The sequence below is a fragment of the Lentibacillus kimchii genome (assembly GCF_055381965.1).
Map to the genome: position 1 here is coordinate 1,349,452 of NZ_AP043934.1, position 20,160 is coordinate 1,369,611.

The following is a 20,160-nucleotide window of genomic DNA, read 5'->3' on the forward strand; positions in this document are numbered from 1 at the left end:
TTTATAACAATAAGGAGGAATCATTATGGCGATCTCGGCCAAATTGGTTAAAGATCTACGCGAAAAAACCGGTGCAGGTATGATGGATTGTAAAAAAGCTCTGCAGGAAACGGATGGCGATATGGACAGCGCCATGGAATTTCTGCGCGAGAAAGGCATGGCTAAAGCAGCTAAAAAAGCTGACCGCATTGCAGCTGAGGGTATGGCCCATATCGAAGTAGATGGCAATACAGCCGTACTTCTGGAAGTCAATTGTGAAACAGATTTTGTTACAAAAAATGATCAGTTTAAACAATTGCTGTCAGAAATCGGCACTCATATCGTTAAACAAAAACCTGAAACAGTCGATGAAGCATTGCAGCAAAAACTGCACGGCAATCAGGATGGCGATACAGTCGAACAATATATTAATGTAACTGTCGGGAAAATAGGTGAAAAAATTTCTCTTCGCCGTTTCGCACTTCTGAACAAGACAGACAATGAAGCATTTGGCACCTATCTTCACATGGGTGGTTCAATTGGTGCTCTGACACTGCTATCAGGCACTCAGGATGACAGTATTGCAAAAGACATTGCCATGCATGCGGCTGCTGTCAGCCCGCGTTATGTATCAAAAGAGGACGTGCCGGAAGCTGAAGTCAGCAATGAACGCGAGGTCCTGAAAACGCAGGCACTCGAAGAAGGTAAACCAGAGAATATCGTAGAGAAAATGGTTGAAGGCCGTCTCAATAAATTCTTTGAGGAAATTTGTCTGCTGGAGCAGGATTTTGTTAAAGATCCTGATCAAAAAGTGAAAAAATATGTCGCTGATAATGGGGCATCCGTCAGTACATTTGTCCGCTACGACGTCGGTGAAGGTATTGAAAAGCGTGAAGAAAGCTTTGCTGAAGAAGTCAAGAATCAAATGAAGCAATAAAGTAAGATGAGATAAGAAACAATCAGGCTGTCTCCTCCTTTGCTCATTTTTGGCTTGCAAACAGCTTAATGCTGAAAAAAATCATTCCGATGGAGGTAATCATGACGACACCCCAATATCGCAGAGTTGTACTAAAATTAAGTGGCGAAGCGTTAAGCGGCCAACAAGGCAATGGCATTGAGCCAAGCGTCATTCAGTCGATAGCATTGCACATAAAAGAGATTGCTGATCTAGGTGTGGAAGTGGCTGTCGTCGTCGGAGGCGGTAATCTCTGGCGCGGCAAAATCGGAAGTGAAATGGGAATGGATCGTACGACAGCCGATTACATGGGAATGCTTGCAACGATTATGAATTCCCTGGCCCTTCAGGACAGCCTGGAGAAAAATGGTATCCCTACACGTGTGCAAACCTCCATTGAAATGCGGCAGGTTGCAGAACCTTATATAAGACGAAAGGCTATCCGCCATCTCGAAAAGAAGCGCGTTGTTATATTTGCTGCAGGAACAGGAAATCCTTATTTCTCAACGGATACAACAGCAGCATTAAGAGCTGCGGAAATCGAAGCTGAAGTTATCCTCATGGCTAAAAATAACGTTGATGGCGTCTATTCAGATGATCCGAAATTAAATAAGGATGCGGAAAAATACTCAGAGATAACGTATATGCAAATGCTGAATGAAGGTCTGGGTGTTATGGATTCGACAGCATCTTCCCTTTGCATGGATAATGATATTCAATTAATCGTCTTTTCCATAACTGAAGAAGGCAATATCAGGCGTGTTGTACAAGGAGAACCTATTGGCACAAGAATAAGGGGGGACTGATCATGTCCGATCAAATAATAAAAGATACAAGGAATAATATGGAAGAGGCCGTAAAGGCTTTTTCAAAAAGTATGGCAACTGTAAGGGCCGGACGGGCCAATCCGTCTATTCTGGACAGTGTCGTGGTTGATTATTATGGTGCGGCAACACCGTTGAATCAGTTGTCGAATATATCAGCACCGGAAGCAAGACTCCTGGTCATTTCACCTTTTGATAAATCAGCCATATCGAACATTGAAAAAGCCATTGAAAAGGCCGATTTAGGCTTAACCCCGTCCAGTGATGGCAGCGTCATTCGTATCAATATTCCTGCACTCACCGAAGAACGCCGCAAAGAGTTAACGAAAGTTGTCGGGAAATATGCCGAAGAAGCGCGTGTGCAAGTAAGAAATATTCGTCGTGAAACCAACGACCAGCTTAAAAAAGACGAAAAAAATGGTGACTTATCGGAAGATGATCTGAAGAAAGCGTATGACGATGTGCAAAAAGAAACCGATAAGCATATTGGGAAAATTGACGATCTTGTCAAAGATAAGGAAAAAGAAATAATGGCGTTTTAAGTGACCTTGAGCAGGTAAGATGCAACGAGGCTGGGACATAACGGTACTTATCAATCCTGAAGACGAATAATATTAAGATTGGCGGGAGGAAATATGCGTTGACTCCTGCGGGAAGAGAGGCTCACCAGCTACCCGCGGAAAGTGACGTCCATTTCCGGAGCAAATGATTGGTCCTGCCAGGTTAATCTAGTTATTCAAGCTTGTTTGATAAGAGACTCTTTTGTCCCAGCCCCTTTGTTTCCAGCATCTATCTTGGTTTAGCGAATTTGAAAACCATTGTTTTGTTTAAAATACAAGAAAAGCGCTGGACTCTAAATGATTCACTCTGAGTCAGGTTTTTCTTATATTTTAAGGAATTCTTTATAAAATCTTTGACTGAACGTGATATAATGGTGACTTACCCTAATAGAAAAATACACTGGCCTGTTATTAGCTGGTTGGCAGTTAACGGTGGTTAGGATTGCAGAGTGCGTTAGCATTATCAGTGATATCGGAGGACAAATTATGTCAATGAAAATTCCCTTTTTTAAACAGAAAGAATCGAAGGCGAATGAAACATCTGATTCAGATAATATGCCAAGGCATGTCGCTGTGATAATGGACGGTAATGGACGATGGGCCAAAAAACGGGGATTGCCGCGCATAGCTGGTCATAAAGCAGGTATGGATGTTGTCCGTGACGTGGCCAAAGCAGCAGCCAACAGCGATATCGAAACTCTGACATTATATGCTTTCTCGACAGAAAATTGGCGGCGGCCAACGTCAGAGGTGAATTATTTGCTGAGTCTGCCGAAAGAGTTCTTACATATCTACTTGCCCGAGCTGATCGAAAATAATGTACGGGTTGAAACAATAGGTGATTCAACTGTTCTGCCAGATCATACGAAAGATGCTGTGAATGACGCTAAGTCTAAGACAATGATGAATGATGGTTTATTACTGAATTTTGCTCTAAACTATGGCAGCCGATATGAAATGATTGAAGCGATCAAACAAATCGCTGCGGATGTGGATGATTCAGCTCTCTCACTCGATGAACTGGATGAGGATGTGGTGTCCCGGTATCTTTACACAAACAACTTGTCGGATCCGGATTTGTTAATCCGCACAAGCGGTGAACAGCGTCTGAGCAATTTTCTGTTATGGCAGTGTGCTTATTCTGAACTCTGGTTTACAGATATTTTATGGCCCGATTTTACGGCAGATACATTCAGGCAGGCTCTTACTGATTATCAGCAACGGAAAAGGCGATACGGCGGCGTTTAAGGAGATGAACATGATATGAAACAACGCATTCTGACAGCTATTGCAGCATTTGTTATTTTTATACCTTTTGTCGTGATTGGCGGTACGGCCTTTAATGTGCTGGTTTATTTGCTCGCCTCGATTGCACTCTTAGAGTTGGTCCGTATGCGCCGGACAATGAGCTTTTTTCCGATAATCGCTGCTGTTATAGGTTTATGGCTTATTATGCTGCCTGGATCAGCTGATTTTCTGGAAACCTTTCATAAAACAGAAATGATCACAGTGCTGGCATTACTTTTACTGGCATATACGGTGCTGTCTAAGAATACATTTACATTTGACGATGCTGGTTTTGTCCTATTGACGGTTATTTATGTCGGAATGGGCTTTTTCTACCTGATGGTAACTCGTGATGGTACTGGCGTTACGGGGTTGACCAATATCTTTTATGTGCTGCTTGTGATCTGGACGACGGATATAGGTGCTTATTTTTGCGGACGTACACTTGGAAAGCACAAACTCTGGCCGGAAATCAGCCCGAATAAGACGATTGAAGGGGCAGCTGGCGGTGTCATTCTGTCTGTCATTGTTGGCATTGTTTTTCATATTGTCTTCCCGTTTTCGTATGGTATGATAACGGTGATCATGGTGACGATACTTACTTCAGCGGCCGGTCAGATTGGTGATCTGGTGGAGTCTGCCTACAAACGGCATTATGATGTGAAAGACTCCGGAAAAATACTGCCGGGTCATGGCGGTATTCTCGACCGGCTGGACAGCCTTGTGTTTGTTTTACCACTGCTTCATGTCATCCAATTTTTTGCCTAGGATAACGGCAATTGTTTGTTTCAGGACGATAATCGATTCGGACGAAACGTTCAATCCTTACCCTTATTATCAAAAGGAAGGTGCTGCGATTGACCACAATCATAGCTTTTATTTGTATGTTTGGTCTGCTTGTTTTTATTCATGAATTCGGCCATTTGATTTTTGCCAAGCGGGCCGGCATGCTGGCACGTGAATTTGCTATCGGATTTGGACCAAAGGTATTCACTTTCATGAAAAATGAGACGGTTTATACGATCCGTTTGCTCCCCGTTGGCGGTTATGTGCGAGTGGCCGGGGACGACCCGGAAATTATTGATCTGAAACCAGGTCAGCAGGTCGGATTGGAATTTAATGACGAGGGAAATGTCAATAAAATTATTGTAAATAACAAAGCAAAACATCCTCAGGCACGTGTTGTCGAGCTGGAACATACTGACCTGGATCATGAGCTGGTCATTGAAGGGTATGAACCGGATGAGGAGGATGAAAAATTCACGTTTGAGGTGGATCGCAAAGCCTCTTTTATAATGGATGAGGAAGAAACGCAAATTGCTCCTTATGACAGACAATTCGCCTCAAAAAGCACCGGTAAACGGGCTATGCAGCTGTTTGCAGGACCTATGATGAATTTCCTGCTGGCCATTGTTATTTTCATTGTCATTGGGTTAGTCCAGGGTATACCTGTCGACGAAGCTAAAGTAACTGATATTAAAGCAGACAGTCCCGCTGATACGGCTGGCCTTCAGTCTGGGGATGAAGTCATTCAGATTGATGGCACCCCCGTCAGCACATGGGATAAATTCACAAAAATCGTCCAGGATCATCCAGGAGACGAATTATCAATGACACTTCAGCGCGATGACAGCACGGAAATGGTGACCATAACACCTGATAAATTAGAAAGACAGGGGATGGCTATTGGCCAGGTAGGTGTTGACCATGCATTTGAGAGATCGTTCTTTGGGTCATTTACGTATGGATTTGAAAAAGCTTACGATACAACAAAACTGATTCTGACAAATCTGTTTAAACTCGTTACCGGCCAATATTCTCTTGAAGTTCTGTCCGGTCCTGTAGGTATTTATGACGCGACGAATCAGGTTGTCCAGTCAGGCTTCGCGACATTCGCAATGTGGACGGCGATTCTCAGTGTGAACTTGGGAATTGTGAATTTAGTACCAATTCCAGCTCTGGATGGCGGCCGCTTATTGTTTGTTGGGATTGAAGCTGTTCGCGGCAAGCCGGTGGATCCACAGAAAGAGGGCGTTGTTCATTTTATCGGCTTTGCTCTTTTGATGCTGCTCATGATTGTCGTCACGTGGAATGATATACAGCGGTTATTTTTGTAGCGCCAGACAGCCTGGTAAGAGCGTTTAAATGACTGTTTATCAGCAGTTGACACGATAGCGCGGCCTGCCATATCCCTGAAGTCTTTTATAAAAGGCATCGAACCCTTGTCTGCATCTTTCGGCAAGGGTTTCTGTTATAATGGACATCAGTCATTAAAAATCGAAAGGAAGTACGTATGGGTATCTCAAAACAGGAAAAAATGACACTATTGCTGCAGCAGTTGGGGATTCCCGAAGAGACTGTCAGTGATCATTTTCAGGACAGTCAATTAGTTAAGCTGGAAGTGCATAAACGAACACAGCTTTGGCATTTTCATATACAAGTCAACCATTTGCTGCCGACTGACGTATATGCGCTGTTCTCATCCCGATTGCAGGAGACATTTAAACAATTTGCAGCCATTGATTTGACTTTATATACAGTGGAAAAACAGACAGATAGTGAGACAATTGTTGCTTATTGGTCGCAGTTTCTTCAGTCCATTTCCGATTTATCGCCAGGTTATAAAGAACTTGTATCCCAGCAGACGCCTGAGATTAAACATAATAACCTTATGTTAACGGCAAGAAGTGACGCGGAGGGCAAAGCCATTAAAAAGCGCCTTGAAAAGCCTTTTCAGGATTTTTGTGAAAAAATCGGCGCACCGCCTTTTAGTTTGCAGGTGGATGTCAAAGCGGAAACAGATGAACTGCAGAAATTTAAGGAACAAAAGGCGAAGGAAGATCAGGAACTTGTCTTAAAGACTGTTCAAGAGAAAGAAAAGCGTGATCAGGCCAGACAAAAGGAAGCCCAGGATAAACCGGTGATGCTTGGCTACAAAATACAGGATGAACCTGCCCAAATGGAGGAGATTCAGGAAGAAGAACGCCGGATAACCGTACAGGGCTACGTTTTTTCGGCAGAAATCAGGGAGTTGCGTTCGGGCAGAAGTTTATTGATTCTAAAGGTGACAGACTATACGGATTCATTACAAATCAAAATGTTTTCCAAAGGTGACGAAGATGCTGAAACGTTTAAACTGTTGCAAGAAGGCATGTGGGTTAAAGCGCGCGGCAGTATTCAAACCGATATGTACACCAATGAATTAGCTATGATGGCAAATGATATCCATGAAGTCAAAGTTGAAAAACGTCAGGACACGGCACCAGAGGGCGGTAAACGTGTCGAATTTCATGCTCATACGACGATGAGTCAAATGGATGCTGTGATGTCACCAACGACATTGATTGAACAAGCTGCCAGCTGGGGGCATCAGGCAGTGGCGATTACCGATCATGGTGGTGTGCAGGGTTTCCCGGAAGCACACGCAGCCGCGGAGAAACATAATATTAAGGTTATTTATGGGGTCGAGGCAAATTTAGTTGATGACGGTGTGCCCATTGCCTATAACGAACGGGATGCTGATTTGGCTGAGGGGACGTATGTTGTATTTGACGTGGAAACAACGGGGCTTTCCGCCGTTTATGACACAATCATTGAGCTTGCAGCTGTGAAAGTCTATCAGGGAGAAATTATCGACCGGTTTGAATCGTTCGCTAATCCGCATCACCCATTAGCGGACACAACAACTGATTTAACCGGGATAACAGATGATATGGTCCAGGACGCGCCGGAAATCGGCAAGGTGTTACAAGACTTTCACGAGTGGATGGCTGATGGTATTCTCGTTGCCCATAATGCCAGCTTTGATATCGGCTTTCTGGATCAGGGATTCCAAAGGATTGATTATCCTAAAACGACTAATCCGGTGATCGATACGCTTGAATTGTCCCGGTTTTTGTATCCAACCCTTAAAAATCACCGCCTGAACACGATGTGCAAGCATTTGGATATTGAACTTACCCAGCATCACCGGGCTATTTATGATGCTGAAGCAACCGGCTATTTGCTCTGGAAACTCGTTAAAGGATTGCTGAATCAGGACATCACCAACCATCAGCAGTTAAATAGTCATATGGGTGAAGGTGATGCTTACAAACGGTCGCGTCCCTCCCATTGCATTTTGCTGGCGCAGACACAAGAAGGCATGAAAAATCTGTATAAGCTTGTTTCTTATGCGCATATTAATTACTTTTACCGGGTCCCGCGTATACCAAGATCTGTTCTGCAGAAATTGCGCCAGGGAATTCTCGTCGGTACCGCCTGTGACGATGGCGAAGTGTTTGAAGCGATGATGCAGAAGTCAGCTGATGAAGCGGAAAAAGCAGCTGAATTCTATGATTATATCGAGGTGCAGCCGCCTGCGAATTATAGTCACCTGATCGAAAAGGAACTTGTCCAGAATGAGTCGCAAATTCTTGATATTATCGCGAAAATGACGGCTATGGGCGAACGTATGAACAAGCCTGTCATCGCAACAGGTGATCCCCATTATCTGGAAGACCATGATAAAATCTACCGGCAAATTCTAATTTCGTCACAGCCCGGCAATGCTCTGAACCGTCAGACGCTGCCGGACACACCATTTCGGACGACAGATGAAATGCTGGAAAGTTTTCAGTTTCTGGGTGAAGACAAGGCAAACGAACTTGTTGTGTCGAATCCAAGTAGGCTCACAGAATCAATCAATGACGTTTCGCCAGTGCAGGATGGTTTGTTTACACCCAAGATAGAGGGAGCTGACCAGGAGATACGCGATCTCTGTTATAACCGTGCTAAACAAATTTACGGTGATCCCGTGCCAGATATCGTAACTGACAGGCTGGAGAACGAACTTTCCAGTATCATTAGAAATGGTTTCTCGGTCATTTACTTAATCTCACATAAATTGGTCAAAAAGTCGCTTAATGATGGCTACTTAGTCGGTTCGCGCGGTTCAGTCGGCTCGTCGCTGGTTGCGACGATGTCTGAAATAACGGAAGTCAATCCTTTGCCGCCGCACTATGTCTGCGAGACGTGCCATCATCATGAATTTATAACAGATGGCTCCGTCGGCAGTGGATTTGATTTGGCAGATAAGCCATGCCCGGAATGCGGTGAACCATTAACGAAAGACGGTCAGGATATTCCATTTGAAACATTCCTTGGATTTAAAGGGGATAAAGTGCCGGATATTGATTTGAATTTTTCCGGCGAATATCAGCCAGTTGCTCATAATTATACCAAGGTTCTGTTTGGCGAAGAGAAGGTTTATCGTGCCGGAACAATCGGCACAATTGCCGACAAAACGGCTTATGGCTATGTGAAAGGCTATGCATCCGACAATGAATTAGTTTATAAAAATGCAGAAGTTGATCGTCTTGTCCAGGGCTGTACAGGTGTCAAACGAACAACTGGCCAGCATCCAGGAGGCATCATCGTTGTGCCAGAGGATAAAGAAATCTTTGATTTTACGCCGATTCAATATCCGGCTGATGACCGGAATAGCGAATGGCAGACGACACACTTTGATTTCCATTCGATTGAGGACAATTTATTAAAATTAGATATACTCGGTCACGATGATCCGACCGTTATACGCATGCTTCAGGATTTGAGCGGAATTGATCCCAAAACGATTCCAACTGATGATGAGGATGTCATGAAAATCTTCTCCGGACCCGAATCATTAGGTGTCACACCTGAACAAATTAATTGTAAAACGGGGACTTTGGGTGTTCCGGAGTTTGGAACCAGGTTTGTACGGCAAATGCTTGAAGATACGAAGCCGAGCACCTTTGCCGAGCTGGTTATCATTTCCGGGCTGTCACATGGTACAGATGTATGGCTCGGAAATGCTGAAGAGCTGATTAATGACGGCATTTGCGAATTGCCGGATGTTATCGGCTGCCGGGACGATATTATGGTTTACTTGCTGTATAAGGGGCTTGATTCATCACTTGCCTTTACAATTATGGAATATGTCCGCAAAGGCAGAGGCTTGAAAGATGAATGGATAGAGGAAATGAAAAATCACGGTGTTCCTGATTGGTACATTGAGTCATGTAAAAAAATCAAGTATATGTTTCCGAAAGCCCACGCAGCAGCTTATGTGTTAATGGCTGTACGAATCGCGTACTTCAAAGTGCACTATCCTATTTATTTCTATGCCGCCTATTTTTCCGTAAGAGCCGGCGACTTTGAACTGGATACGATGGTCAAAGGTTCCGAAACGATCAGGAAACGTATCGAGCAGATCATGGCCAAAGGGAATGATGCTCCGCCGAAAGAAAAAAGTCTTCTCACAGTCCTTGAAGTAGCGCTGGAAATGTGTGAGCGGGGTTATTCATTCCAGAAGGTGGATCTGTATCAATCAAAAGCCTCCGAATTTATTGTGGATGGCTATACGTTAATACCGCCATTTGATGCTGTTGAAGGTCTTGGAACCAATGCCGCTATCAATATCGTTAAAGCGCGGGAAGATGGTGAGTTTCTGTCCAAAGAAGACTTGCGGCAGCGCAGCAAAATTTCCAAAACGGTGCTGGAATATTTGGATAACCATGGCTGTCTTGAAGGAATGGCTGATCAAAACCAGTTATCTCTGTTTTAAGCAGCGGAGCGCCTTTGACTGTCAACGTCAGACATTACATTTCTTGCAACATCACGTTACGTATGCTATAGTTCTAAAGTATGGAATTTGCAGGACTAACGAGTGGGTTTTGCCCACTCGTTATTCATACAACTGGTTTCGCACCACGCAGCTTCCCTTGCCCATCCTCTGGCAGGGGTTTTATATTAAGAAGTGTCTTAAATTGAAATAATATGCACTATGTGTGGTTTATATTAAGGTTAACAACAACTGAATAAGGAGGATTCTATGAGTTCTAAAGTTGTTCAAACAACAGAACAATTAGCCGAACCTATTCTGCAGGAAAAAGGGTTGGAATTGGTTGATGTTGAATATGTAAAGGAAGGGAAGAATTGGTTCCTTCGTGTTTACATTGATAAAGAAAACGGCGTTGATATTGATGAATGTGCGACAGTTTCTGAACAATTAGGTGACAAGCTCGATCAGTCAGATCTGATTAAAGGTTCTTATTTTCTCGAAGTATCATCACCAGGTGTTGAGCGACCGCTTAAATCTAAACAGGATTTTTCCGCAAATGTGGGCAGTAACGTCTACGTTAAACTTTATGAACCCATTGACGGCGACAAGGAGTATGAAGGAACGCTGCACGAATTTAACGATGAAACAGCCGTTATAGCTTATAACCTGCAAGGCCATAACAAACAGGTTGCTATACCGTATCAAAAAATAGCCAAAGCCAGACTGGCGGTATCATTGTGAAGGGGGAATGACAAAGTGAACAGTCAGCTATTTGATGCAATTGATTATTTAGAGAAAGAAAAAGGCATTGATAAAGATATTGTGATGGAGGCTTTGGAAGCCGCCTTGATTTCTGCTTACAAAAAGAATTTTAACTCAGCTGCAAATGTCCGGGTTGACATTGATGAAGAATCGGCATCAATGCGTGTTTATTCCCGAAAAACAGTTGTTGAAGAAGTGGAAAATACTCAGGAGGAGATTTCTCTTGAAGAAGCGCGGGAAATCGATCCGAATTATGAAGCTGAAGATGTTATCGAAGTTGAAGTGACACCGAAAGATTTCGGGCGAATAGCTGCCCAGGCCGCTAAACAAGTTGTCACTCAGCGTGTTCGCGAGGCTGAACGCGGTGTGATATTCAGTGAATATGCTGATCGGGAAGAGGATGTCATGACCGGTATTATCTCGCGCAAGGATAACCGCTTTGTTTATGTCAATTTAGGTAAAATTGAAGCTAAATTGGCTGAATCTGAACAGATGCCTACAGAAGAGTACTATGTGCACGACCGCATGAAAGTGTTTGTCAACAAGGTCGAAAACACAAGTAAGGGTCCGCAGATTTATATTTCACGGTCCCACCCCGGATTATTGAAGCGTTTGTTTGAAATGGAAGTGCCAGAAATATATGACGGGACGGTTGAAATCAGATCGGTTGCAAGAGAAGCAGGTGACCGTTCCAAAATAGCTGTGCATGCTGATGATCCGGAAATTGACGCTGTCGGTTCATGTGTCGGACAGAAAGGGCAGCGGATTCAGGTCGTTGTCGACGAATTAAAAGGTGAAAAAATTGATGTTGTTGAATGGTCCGAGGATCCGTTTGTGTATGTGTCCAATGCCTTGAGTCCATCTAAAGTTGTCGACGTGCTGGTTGATGAGGATGATAAGGCAACAACTGTGGTTGTTCCGGACTATCAATTGTCACTGGCCATCGGCAAGCGGGGGCAGAATGCTCGTCTGGCCGCAAAACTGACAGGCTGGAAAATTGATATCAAAAGTGAATCCGAAGCACTTGAAGAAGGCCTTATTGATGAAGCGGACGATAGTCAGTCAGCCTTTTCCTATTCGGCTATTAACGATGATGACGATGATCTGGCCGGCGTGTCCTATTCTGACATAGATGAAGACTTGTTTGAATAAGGAGGCATTGGCATGGTCAAAAAGAAAAAGATACCACAGAGGAAATGTGTTGTCACAAATGAATTGAAACCAAAAAAAGATTTGATCCGTATCGTACGCAATAAAGAAGGCGACGTTTTTGTTGACCCGACAGGCAAAAAAAACGGCCGTGGTGCCTATCTCTCCAATGACCCGGCTGTTATTGACAAAGCCGAAAAAAATGACATACTAAGCCGGCAGCTTGATACGGCCATTGATTCTTCGGTGTATGAAGAATTAAGGCAGTTTGTTACGGACGGTCCAGATGAAAAATAACTATCTTAACATTGTCGGACTGGCCCATCGCGCGAGGCAATGCTCACTGGGAGAGGACGCCATTGTGCAGGATATACAAAAAAGGCGTGCAGAACTCGTTCTGCTGGCAAATGATGTCGGGCCCCGGACGCGAAAAAAAATAACAAATAAATGCCATACTTTCGATATACCATATAATATTGTCGACGATCGGGACACATTATCGAATGCGGTTGGAAAATCCCAGAGGGTAGCTGTTGCTATTTTGGATGCGGGGTTCGCTACCAAAATCAAATCGCTGCTGGGATAATTAATCTTGGGGGTGGATCTATGAGCAAAATGCGTATATATCAATATGCAAAGCAAAATAATAAGTCGAGTAAAGAAGTCATTCAATATTTAAATGATTTAAATTATGATATTAAAAGTCACATGTCAACTGTTTCAACCGAAACAATGGAAAAACTGGATAAAAAGTTTGCCTCGGGAAAAACGGAAGCAGCTGCAGATACTAAAGGAAACGAACAGCAACAGCAAAACAGCGCATCTGGACAGTCGCAAAATCAAAGCAAACAGCAATCTCAGCCGAACAATAAACAATCAAAAGGTCAAGGTCAGCAACAACGGCAAAATGGACGTGACCAAGCCAAACATAAGAAACAAAAGGCTAATAATCGAAAAGGCGGACAGCAGCATTCAAAATCAGGAAAATCCCAGCAGTCCAAAGGCCGGCAAAAGCCAGTTAAGGAAACACCGTCTAAAATAACGTACAGCGACACGCTGACGGTCAGTGATCTAGCTGAGAAGCTGAATAAAGAAATAGCTGAAATTATTAAAAAATTAATGTCGCTTGGTGTCATGGCTAACAAAAACCAGGACCTTGATGACGATACCGTCGAATTATTATGCGACGAGTTTGGCACAGAAGTTGAAAAAGAAGTTATTTTAGATGATACAGACTTTGATAAATATCTTGAGGAGGATGACCCGGCCGATCTTGTGGAACGTCCGGCTGTTGTGACGATTATGGGGCACGTGGATCATGGCAAAACAACGGTGCTGGACGCTATTCGTCATACTAAAGTAACCGCTGATGAAGCTGGAGGTATTACACAGCACATCGGTGCTTATCAAGTTGAAACGAATGGTAAAAAAGTTACGTTTCTGGATACACCGGGCCACGCAGCATTCACGAGTATGCGTTCCCGCGGTGCCCAGGTAACCGACATTGCGGTATTGGTTGTCGCTGCTGATGATGGTGTGATGCCGCAGACAGCAGAAGCTATTAATCATGCCAAAGCAGCTGGTGTGCCGCTCATTGTTGCTGTTAATAAAATCGATAAAGAAGGCGCTAATCCGGACCGGGTTATGCAGGAGCTGACTGAGTATGAAATGGTTCCGGAAGCTTGGGGAGGCCAGACAATATTTGTTAATATGTCGGCGACTAAGCAGGAAGGGATCGATGAACTGCTTGAAATGCTTCAGCTTGTTTCTGAAATGGAAGAATTAAAAGCCAATCCAAATGCTAATGCTTCTGGTTCAGTGGTCGAAGCTAAACTGGAAAAAGGAAGAGGATCTGTTGCGACACTACTCGTTCAGAACGGCACCTTACACGTAGGTGACGCCGTTGTTGTCGGTAATACATTTGGCCGTGTCCGGACGATGGTTAACGATGAGGGAGAACGTGTGAAAACAGCCGATCCTTCGATGCCAGTTGAAATTACCGGACTGAATGATGTTCCGCAGGCGGGCGATCCATTCCTTAAGTTTACGGATGAGAAAAAAGCACGTCAGGTTGGGGCAGCACGTCAGCAGCAGCATATCCAGGAAAATCGGACAGAATCAGCCAAGGTCAGTATTGATGATCTTTTTGAACAGATTAGACAGGGTGAGATGAAGGAAATTAATATTGTCATTAAAGCTGACGTCCAAGGTTCAGCTGAAGCCCTGGCATCATCACTTGAAAAAATCGACGTTGAAGGCGTTAATGTCAAGATTGTTCATGCTGGTGTAGGAGCCATTAAAGAGTCCGATATCATTTTGGCTTCAGCTTCTAACGCCATTGTTATTGGATTCAATGTGCGTCCTGATGCCAGCACGAAAAAAACCGCAGAAAATGAGAAAGTTGATATTCGCTTGCATCGTGTTATTTATAAGGCGATGGAGGAAGTTGAATCTGCCATGAAAGGCATGCTGGATCCAGAATATGAAGAAAAAGTTATTGGTCAGGCTGAGGTTCGTGAAACATTCAAAGTATCCAAAATCGGAACCATTGCCGGCAGTTATATAACGAACGGCAAGGTGACACGTGATGCAGGTGTCCGGATTATCCGCGACGGTGTCGTTCAATTTGAAGGTGAAATTGACAGTTTGAAACGCTATAAAGACGATGCCAGAGAAGTAGCCCAGAATTACGAATGCGGCATAACCATTAAAAACTTTAATGATATTAAAGTGGGCGACACGCTGGAAGCCTTTGTTATGGAAGAAATTGAGCGCACATGATTATGTATGCCGAGGTGCAATGCTGGCTGTATGAGAGTCATTCACTTAAGCAGAAACGCTCGGTTGTTAAACGCATCACCGCTAAGCTGCGTCAAGAGTTGAATGTTGCTGTAACCGAACTGGATTATCAGGATTTATGGCAGCGGACAAAGTTCGGAATCGTGACAGTTTCGACTGATAAAACACATGCTGAGCAAGTGCTTCAGGCCGCACTAAAACTGATTGACACATTTATTGAAATCGAACGTACGATTACGGAGACAGAACGTCGCTGATAAAGCAAGATGTGCCTCCGTTGATTGAGGTGATTTAAATTGAGTATACGTGCCAATCGTGTCGCAGAACAGATTAAAAAAGAAATGGGCGAGCTGATCGGTCAAAAATTGAAAGATCCGCGCATCGGGTTTGTCACGGTAACAGACGTGGACGTCACCGGTGATCTGCAGCAGGCCAAAGTATACATCACCGTGTTTGGCGATGATAAAGAAAAACAGGATACGCTTGTCGGATTAGCTAAAGCAAATGGATTCCTGCGTTCAGAAATCGGCAGGCGCATACGGCTGAGAAAGACACCGGAAATAACATTTGAATTTGATGAAGCCTATGAATATGGCAATCGTATTGAAAGAATACTGCGTGATTTGAATGAATAAGCAGTATTATGGCAGGTTAATCTGACTCATTTAAGAGTCAGATTTTTCCTTGTCCAGTGTTTATGACTAATTGGAGCTGGTAATATGAATGGCATTTTGCCTTTATGGAAGCCAAAGGGCATGACCTCGCACGACTGTGTGGCGAGAGTGCGCCGCTTATTTCAATTGAAAAAAGTTGGGCATACAGGAACGCTTGACCCGGAAGCAGAAGGTGTTTTACCGATTTGTATCGGGCATGCGACCAAAATGACACCTTTTTTGACAGATACAGATAAAACCTACATAACAGAGGTGACGCTTGGAACTGCTACTGAAACGGAAGATAGTTACGGCAGGACAGTTGAAAAAAAATCAGTGTCGAAGTCTCCATCTCAACAGGAAATCGAAAACGTGTTACAATTATTCTGCGGAAATATAACACAAATTGCGCCGATGTACTCGGCTGTTAAAGTTAATGGCAAAAAACTCTATGAATATGCCCGGGATCATGAATCAGTGCAGCGTCCGGAGCGGCAGGCAGTCATTCATCAGCTTGACATGCTTGAGACGAGGCAGCATGCTAACCGGTTTTGGCTAAAAGTTGTTTGTTCAAAGGGTACTTACATCCGAACCCTCTGTGTTGATATTGGTGAGAAACTTGGATATCCGGCTCATATGTCTGCTTTATACAGGACGGGGACAGGAACGATCCTCCAAGAGAATACAGTTACATTCCAGGATATCGAAGAGGCTGTCAAATTAAATGAACAAAAGCAGCTGTTGCTCCCCATCAGCAGCTGTCTTGCACACATGCCGCGTACGACAGTTGACGAACAGACACAAAAACGGGTCTATCACGGTCAAAAACTGACCAAGCCCGCCCAACTGCCGGAATCTGGTCCTTTTCTGGTCATGTTTAATGAGCAAGTTATCGCTCTGTATGAAATAGATCAAAAAAACAGTCATATGATAAAACCGTTACGCGTTTTTCATGATGACTAAAAAGTGCAGGTGACAAAGTTGCGGACAATTACACTAACGTATCCTCATACCTTTTCGGGGGAAAAACTGCCGGAAACGGCTGCTGCCATCGGTTTTTTTGATGGTATTCATAAAGGGCATCAGAAAGTGATCAATACAGCTGTCACACAGGCCAGACAGTCGAATTCAGAGAGTGCTGTGATCACCTTTCATCCGGATCCTTCCAGTGTATTAAAAAACGATGGACAGCAAGTACAGTACATTACACCATTGGCGGAAAAACAGCAAATATTGCAGGAGCTCGGGGTCGACCGCCTATACATTATTACATTTGATAAAACACTGGCTTCTCTGGACCCCCAGGCATTTATTGATCACTTTATCATTCAATTGAATATTAAGCATTTAGCAGCTGGCTTTGATTTTTCCTATGGCCATAAGGGAAAAGGGAATGCTGGAACTCTTGAAGATCACTCAAGGGGTGCATTCGATGTAACGATCATAGAGCAGGTCACATCTGATGAACAGAAAATAAGTTCCACCCGCATAAGAGAACTGCTGCAATCCGGTAATCTGGAAGAAGCTAATCGGCTGCTGGGCCGGACGCTGAGTGTTCGCGGCACCGTTAAAAAAGGTGATGAACGAGGGAGATCAATTGGTTTTCCAACGGCCAACTTGGATATTTCCTCTGATGCACTGCTGCCAAAAGTCGGGGTTTATGCTGTGAAAGTGGTTTGGCAGAATAATATCTATGAAGGAATGGCCAATTTAGGCTATAACCCAACCTTTACGGCAGACCGGAATGAACCCATTGTTGAAGTGAACATATTCGATTATAACAAAGATCTGTATGGTGAAGAGCTTGTTCTGGAATGGCATCACTATGTGCGGGATGAAGTTAAGTTTGATACCAGAGAAGAGCTGATTGAGCAAATGGAAAAAGATGAAACGGCCATTAGACACTTTTTTTATCACGAAAGATGATCGCAACATCTTGCATTCTGAACATAAAAAATGTATGCTAGGTTAAGTAAACCATCGCTCGGCAAATCGTAACTCCGGCGATTGCTGGGGGAATGGGGCTATATTTAATAATGGAGGTGAACCTGATGGCCATTACACAAGAGCGTAAAAATGAGATTATCAATGAATATAAGGTTCATGAAACGGATACAGGTTCTCCGGAAGTACAGATTGCTGTACTGACCGAAGAAATCACGACATTGAACAAGCATTTGGACGTTCATCAAAAAGATCATCATTCACGACGCGGTCTTTTGAAAATGGTAGGTAAACGCCGTAATCTGCTGAACTACCTGCGTAAAAAAGATGTCATACGCTATCGTGATTTAATTAAAAGACTCGGCCTACGCCGGTAAGAAAGAAGCAGGAGAAATCCTGCTTCTTTTCTACTTACACATATGAAATTTACATTTGCGCTTATTAACTATAAAATGAAAGCAGTAAATGTTTTAGAAAGGAGTTGCTATACGCATGGTAGAAGAGAAAAAAGAGTTCTCTACGGAAATAGCCGGTAAGCCATTAACTATTGAAACCGGAGAACTCGCAAAACAAGCAAACGGTGCATGTTTGGTCCGTTACGGTGACACAGTTATTTTGGCGACGGCGACAGGATCTGACAAGCCCAAAGATTTGCCGTTTTTTCCGTTAACAGTTAATTATGAGGAACGGTTATATGCGGTCGGCAAGATTCCCGGTGGATTCATTAAACGGGAAGGACGGCCGAGTGAAAAGGCTACACTGACATCACGTCTGATTGATCGTCCAATCCGCCCGCTTTTTCCGGATGGTTACCGTAATGAAGTTCAGGTTATCAGCACGGTGATGAGTGTTGACCAGGATTGTTCAGCACCAATGGCTGCCATGATTGGTTCCTCGATTTCCCTTGCTATTTCAGATCTTCCATTCTCGGAACCAATAGCGGGTGTACATGTTGGCCGTGTTGATGGTGAATTTGTGATTAATCCAACGGTTGAACAAGAACAAAACAGTGATATTGATTTGACCGTGGCGGGAACAAAGGATGCCGTCAATATGGTTGAAGCTGATGCTCAGGAGGTTCCTGAAGATGTCATGCTTGACGCGATCATGTTCGGACATCAGGAAATTATCCGTCTGATTGAGTTTCAGGAAAAGATTGTTGAAGCGGTTGGCGTTAAAAAACAGGAATTCAGTGTTGATACACCCGATGAAGATCTGACTGCCAAAGTGGATAAAGAAGCACGGGGCAAACTGCATGAAGCCATTCAGACCAGGGAAAAACAGGCCCGGGATGAGGCGATTGACCAGGTTAAAGATGATGTGGTAGCAGGTTTCGAAGACGAAGATGAGACGGTTATTTCAGAAGTCAAGGCCATTTTGGATAATATGGTTAAAGAAGAAGTCCGCCGTCTGATAACCAAAGAAAAAGTCCGGCCAGATGGTCGCGGGGTCGACGAAATCCGGTCATTATCATCACGTGTTAATATTTTGCCGAGAACGCACGGATCAGGCTTGTTCACACGTGGACAGACTCAGGCACTGAGTGTTTGTACATTGGGAGCTCTTGGTGATGTGCAAGTGCTGGATGGCCTTGATCTCGAGGAATCCAAACGTTTTATGCACCATTATAACTTTCCACAGTTCAGTGTTGGCGAAACAGGCCCAATTAAAGCACCGGGACGCCGGGAAATCGGGCATGGCTCTCTGGGTGAACGAGCACTGGAAAAAGTTATCCCGTCCGAAAAGGAATTTCCCTACACTGTCCGCCTTGTTTCTGAAGTGCTGGAATCTAATGGATCAACCTCACAGGCCAGCATCTGTGCCAGTACGATGGCTATGATGGATGCAGGCGTTCCACTTAAAGCACCTGTTGCTGGAATAGCCATGGGACTGGTGAAATCAGGAGACGATTATACGATCTTAACGGATATTCAGGGTATGGAAGACGCGCTTGGCGATATGGACTTTAAAGTAGCCGGCACAGAAAATGGGATAACGGCGCTGCAAATGGATATCAAAATTGAAGGCCTATCCAAGAATATTCTTGAAGAAGCTTTAACACAGGCCAGAAAAGGGCGCATGCAAATTATGGACACGATGCTGGCGGCGATTAAAGAGCCAAGAGCTGAATTGTCACAATATGCCCCTAAAATAATGACAATGGCCATTAATCCGGATAAAATCCGTGATGTCATTGGACCGCACGGAAAACAGGTTAATGAAATCATTGAAGAGACTGGTGTCAAAATCGATATTGAACAGGATGGCGGTGTCTACATCTCGTCACCTGATGCAGAGATGAATCAAAAAGCCAAACAGATTATTGAAGATCTCGTCCGAGAGGTGGAAGTCGGACAAGTTTATACAGGCACCGTTAAACGTATTGAAAAATTTGGTGCGTTTGTCGAGTTGTTTAAAGGCAAAGATGGCCTGGTGCACATTTCTGAATTGGCTGAAGAGCATACTAAAAAAGTTGAAGACGTCGTTTCCGTTGGTGATCAGCTTACAGTTAAAGTTAAAGAAATCGATAATCAGGGACGCGTTAATCTGTCACGCCGGGCGATACTGAAAGAGGAACGGGAAGAGAACGAAGAACAGGAAGAATCACAGTCTTAATCAGACGAAACAAGAAGCTGGAAACCCAGTTTCTTTTTTTATGTATCAT

The 20,160-nt window shown here is 43.9% G+C and carries 18 protein-coding genes; all 18 read left to right on the forward strand.

The genetic code is table 11. The annotated features are described in order from the left end of the window. Nucleotides 1-25: 25 nt before the first annotated feature. Nucleotides 26-916 carry a translation elongation factor Ts gene (gene tsf / locus ACZ444_RS07290; RefSeq protein WP_382357292.1) on the forward strand — a complete coding sequence of 297 codons (891 nt, stop codon included), beginning with the start codon at nucleotides 26-28 and terminating at the stop codon, nucleotides 914-916. Nucleotides 917-1,017: 101 nt separating this feature from the next. Next, complete coding sequence (gene pyrH / locus ACZ444_RS07295; protein ID WP_382357293.1) at nucleotides 1,018-1,740, forward strand: UMP kinase; 723 nt, start codon at nucleotides 1,018-1,020, stop codon at nucleotides 1,738-1,740. A 2-nt stretch (nucleotides 1,741-1,742) separates the two neighbouring features. Further along, nucleotides 1,743-2,300: a ribosome recycling factor gene (frr, locus tag ACZ444_RS07300; RefSeq protein WP_382357294.1), complete on the forward strand. Its 558-nt coding sequence runs from the start codon at nucleotides 1,743-1,745 to the stop codon at nucleotides 2,298-2,300. Between the two features lie 504 nt (nucleotides 2,301-2,804). Continuing rightward, the gene (locus tag ACZ444_RS07305) at nucleotides 2,805-3,566 is read left to right on the forward strand and encodes an isoprenyl transferase (RefSeq protein WP_382357295.1); all 762 of its coding nucleotides are present in this window, start codon (nucleotides 2,805-2,807) and stop codon (nucleotides 3,564-3,566) included. A 15-nt stretch (nucleotides 3,567-3,581) separates the two neighbouring features. Further along, nucleotides 3,582-4,373: a phosphatidate cytidylyltransferase gene (locus ACZ444_RS07310; RefSeq protein ID WP_382357296.1), complete on the forward strand. Its 792-nt coding sequence runs from the start codon at nucleotides 3,582-3,584 to the stop codon at nucleotides 4,371-4,373. Nucleotides 4,374-4,462: 89 nt separating this feature from the next. Next, nucleotides 4,463-5,722, forward strand: coding sequence for an RIP metalloprotease RseP (rseP, locus tag ACZ444_RS07315; RefSeq protein WP_382357297.1), 1,260 nt, complete (start codon nucleotides 4,463-4,465; stop codon nucleotides 5,720-5,722). A gap of 176 nt (nucleotides 5,723-5,898) precedes the next feature. Next, nucleotides 5,899-10,191 carry a PolC-type DNA polymerase III gene (locus ACZ444_RS07320; RefSeq protein WP_382357298.1) on the forward strand — a complete coding sequence of 1,431 codons (4,293 nt, stop codon included), beginning with the start codon at nucleotides 5,899-5,901 and terminating at the stop codon, nucleotides 10,189-10,191. Nucleotides 10,192-10,458: 267 nt separating this feature from the next. Next, on the forward strand, nucleotides 10,459-10,929 hold the full coding sequence (gene rimP / locus ACZ444_RS07325) for a ribosome maturation factor RimP (protein WP_382357299.1): 471 nt from the start codon (nucleotides 10,459-10,461) through the stop codon (nucleotides 10,927-10,929). 15 nt (nucleotides 10,930-10,944) lie between these two features. Beyond that, nucleotides 10,945-12,102: a transcription termination factor NusA gene (gene nusA / locus ACZ444_RS07330; RefSeq protein ID WP_382357300.1), complete on the forward strand. Its 1,158-nt coding sequence runs from the start codon at nucleotides 10,945-10,947 to the stop codon at nucleotides 12,100-12,102. Between the two features lie 12 nt (nucleotides 12,103-12,114). Beyond that, entirely contained in the window at nucleotides 12,115-12,396 is a 282-nt protein-coding gene (rnpM, locus tag ACZ444_RS07335; RefSeq protein WP_382357301.1) for an RNase P modulator RnpM, read from the forward strand. Then, nucleotides 12,386-12,685 carry a L7Ae/L30e/S12e/Gadd45 family ribosomal protein gene (locus ACZ444_RS07340; RefSeq protein WP_382357302.1) on the forward strand — a complete coding sequence of 100 codons (300 nt, stop codon included), beginning with the start codon at nucleotides 12,386-12,388 and terminating at the stop codon, nucleotides 12,683-12,685. Before rnpM ends, ACZ444_RS07340 begins: the two co-directional genes overlap by 11 nt. Before the next feature lie 20 nt (nucleotides 12,686-12,705). Next, the gene (gene infB / locus ACZ444_RS07345) at nucleotides 12,706-14,880 is read left to right on the forward strand and encodes a translation initiation factor IF-2 (protein WP_382357303.1); all 2,175 of its coding nucleotides are present in this window, start codon (nucleotides 12,706-12,708) and stop codon (nucleotides 14,878-14,880) included. Then, a complete protein-coding gene (locus ACZ444_RS07350) occupies nucleotides 14,877-15,155 on the forward strand; it encodes a DUF503 domain-containing protein (protein ID WP_382357304.1) in 279 nt (92 codons plus the stop codon). Before infB ends, ACZ444_RS07350 begins: the two co-directional genes overlap by 4 nt. 84 nt (nucleotides 15,156-15,239) lie before the next feature. Next, nucleotides 15,240-15,533: a 30S ribosome-binding factor RbfA gene (rbfA, locus tag ACZ444_RS07355; protein WP_464433825.1), complete on the forward strand. Its 294-nt coding sequence runs from the start codon at nucleotides 15,240-15,242 to the stop codon at nucleotides 15,531-15,533. Nucleotides 15,534-15,617: 84 nt separating this feature from the next. Then, complete coding sequence (gene truB / locus ACZ444_RS07360) at nucleotides 15,618-16,514, forward strand: tRNA pseudouridine(55) synthase TruB (RefSeq protein ID WP_382357306.1); 897 nt, start codon at nucleotides 15,618-15,620, stop codon at nucleotides 16,512-16,514. Nucleotides 16,515-16,523: 9 nt separating this feature from the next. Further along, nucleotides 16,524-17,477, forward strand: a complete 954-nt coding sequence (locus ACZ444_RS07365; protein ID WP_464433782.1) for a bifunctional riboflavin kinase/FAD synthetase — start codon at nucleotides 16,524-16,526, stop codon at nucleotides 17,475-17,477. Between the two features lie 125 nt (nucleotides 17,478-17,602). Then, entirely contained in the window at nucleotides 17,603-17,872 is a 270-nt protein-coding gene (gene rpsO, locus ACZ444_RS07370; RefSeq protein WP_382357308.1) for a 30S ribosomal protein S15, read from the forward strand. Between the two features lie 115 nt (nucleotides 17,873-17,987). Next, nucleotides 17,988-20,111 carry a polyribonucleotide nucleotidyltransferase gene (locus ACZ444_RS07375; protein WP_382357309.1) on the forward strand — a complete coding sequence of 708 codons (2,124 nt, stop codon included), beginning with the start codon at nucleotides 17,988-17,990 and terminating at the stop codon, nucleotides 20,109-20,111. Nucleotides 20,112-20,160 lie beyond the last annotated feature (49 nt).

What these genes read in the sequence shown, in the direction of transcription:
- tsf (WP_382357292.1), top strand. Translation starts at nt 26, where the DNA reads ATGGCGATCTCGGCCAAATTGGTTAAAGATCTACGCGAAAAAACCGGT.
- pyrH (WP_382357293.1), top strand. Translation starts at nt 1,018, where the DNA reads ATGACGACACCCCAATATCGCAGAGTTGTACTAAAATTAAGTGGCGAA.
- frr (WP_382357294.1), top strand. Translation starts at nt 1,743, where the DNA reads ATGTCCGATCAAATAATAAAAGATACAAGGAATAATATGGAAGAGGCC.
- ACZ444_RS07305 (WP_382357295.1), top strand. Translation starts at nt 2,805, where the DNA reads ATGTCAATGAAAATTCCCTTTTTTAAACAGAAAGAATCGAAGGCGAAT.
- ACZ444_RS07310 (WP_382357296.1), top strand. Translation starts at nt 3,582, where the DNA reads ATGAAACAACGCATTCTGACAGCTATTGCAGCATTTGTTATTTTTATA.
- ACZ444_RS07320 (WP_382357298.1), top strand. Translation starts at nt 5,899, where the DNA reads ATGGGTATCTCAAAACAGGAAAAAATGACACTATTGCTGCAGCAGTTG.
- rimP (WP_382357299.1), top strand. Translation starts at nt 10,459, where the DNA reads ATGAGTTCTAAAGTTGTTCAAACAACAGAACAATTAGCCGAACCTATT.
- rnpM (WP_382357301.1), top strand. Translation starts at nt 12,115, where the DNA reads ATGGTCAAAAAGAAAAAGATACCACAGAGGAAATGTGTTGTCACAAAT.
- ACZ444_RS07340 (WP_382357302.1), top strand. Translation starts at nt 12,386, where the DNA reads ATGAAAAATAACTATCTTAACATTGTCGGACTGGCCCATCGCGCGAGG.
- infB (WP_382357303.1), top strand. Translation starts at nt 12,706, where the DNA reads ATGAGCAAAATGCGTATATATCAATATGCAAAGCAAAATAATAAGTCG.
- ACZ444_RS07350 (WP_382357304.1), top strand. Translation starts at nt 14,877, where the DNA reads ATGATTATGTATGCCGAGGTGCAATGCTGGCTGTATGAGAGTCATTCA.
- rbfA (WP_464433825.1), top strand. Translation starts at nt 15,240, where the DNA reads ATGGGCGAGCTGATCGGTCAAAAATTGAAAGATCCGCGCATCGGGTTT.
- truB (WP_382357306.1), top strand. Translation starts at nt 15,618, where the DNA reads ATGAATGGCATTTTGCCTTTATGGAAGCCAAAGGGCATGACCTCGCAC.
- rpsO (WP_382357308.1), top strand. Translation starts at nt 17,603, where the DNA reads ATGGCCATTACACAAGAGCGTAAAAATGAGATTATCAATGAATATAAG.
- ACZ444_RS07375 (WP_382357309.1), top strand. Translation starts at nt 17,988, where the DNA reads ATGGTAGAAGAGAAAAAAGAGTTCTCTACGGAAATAGCCGGTAAGCCA.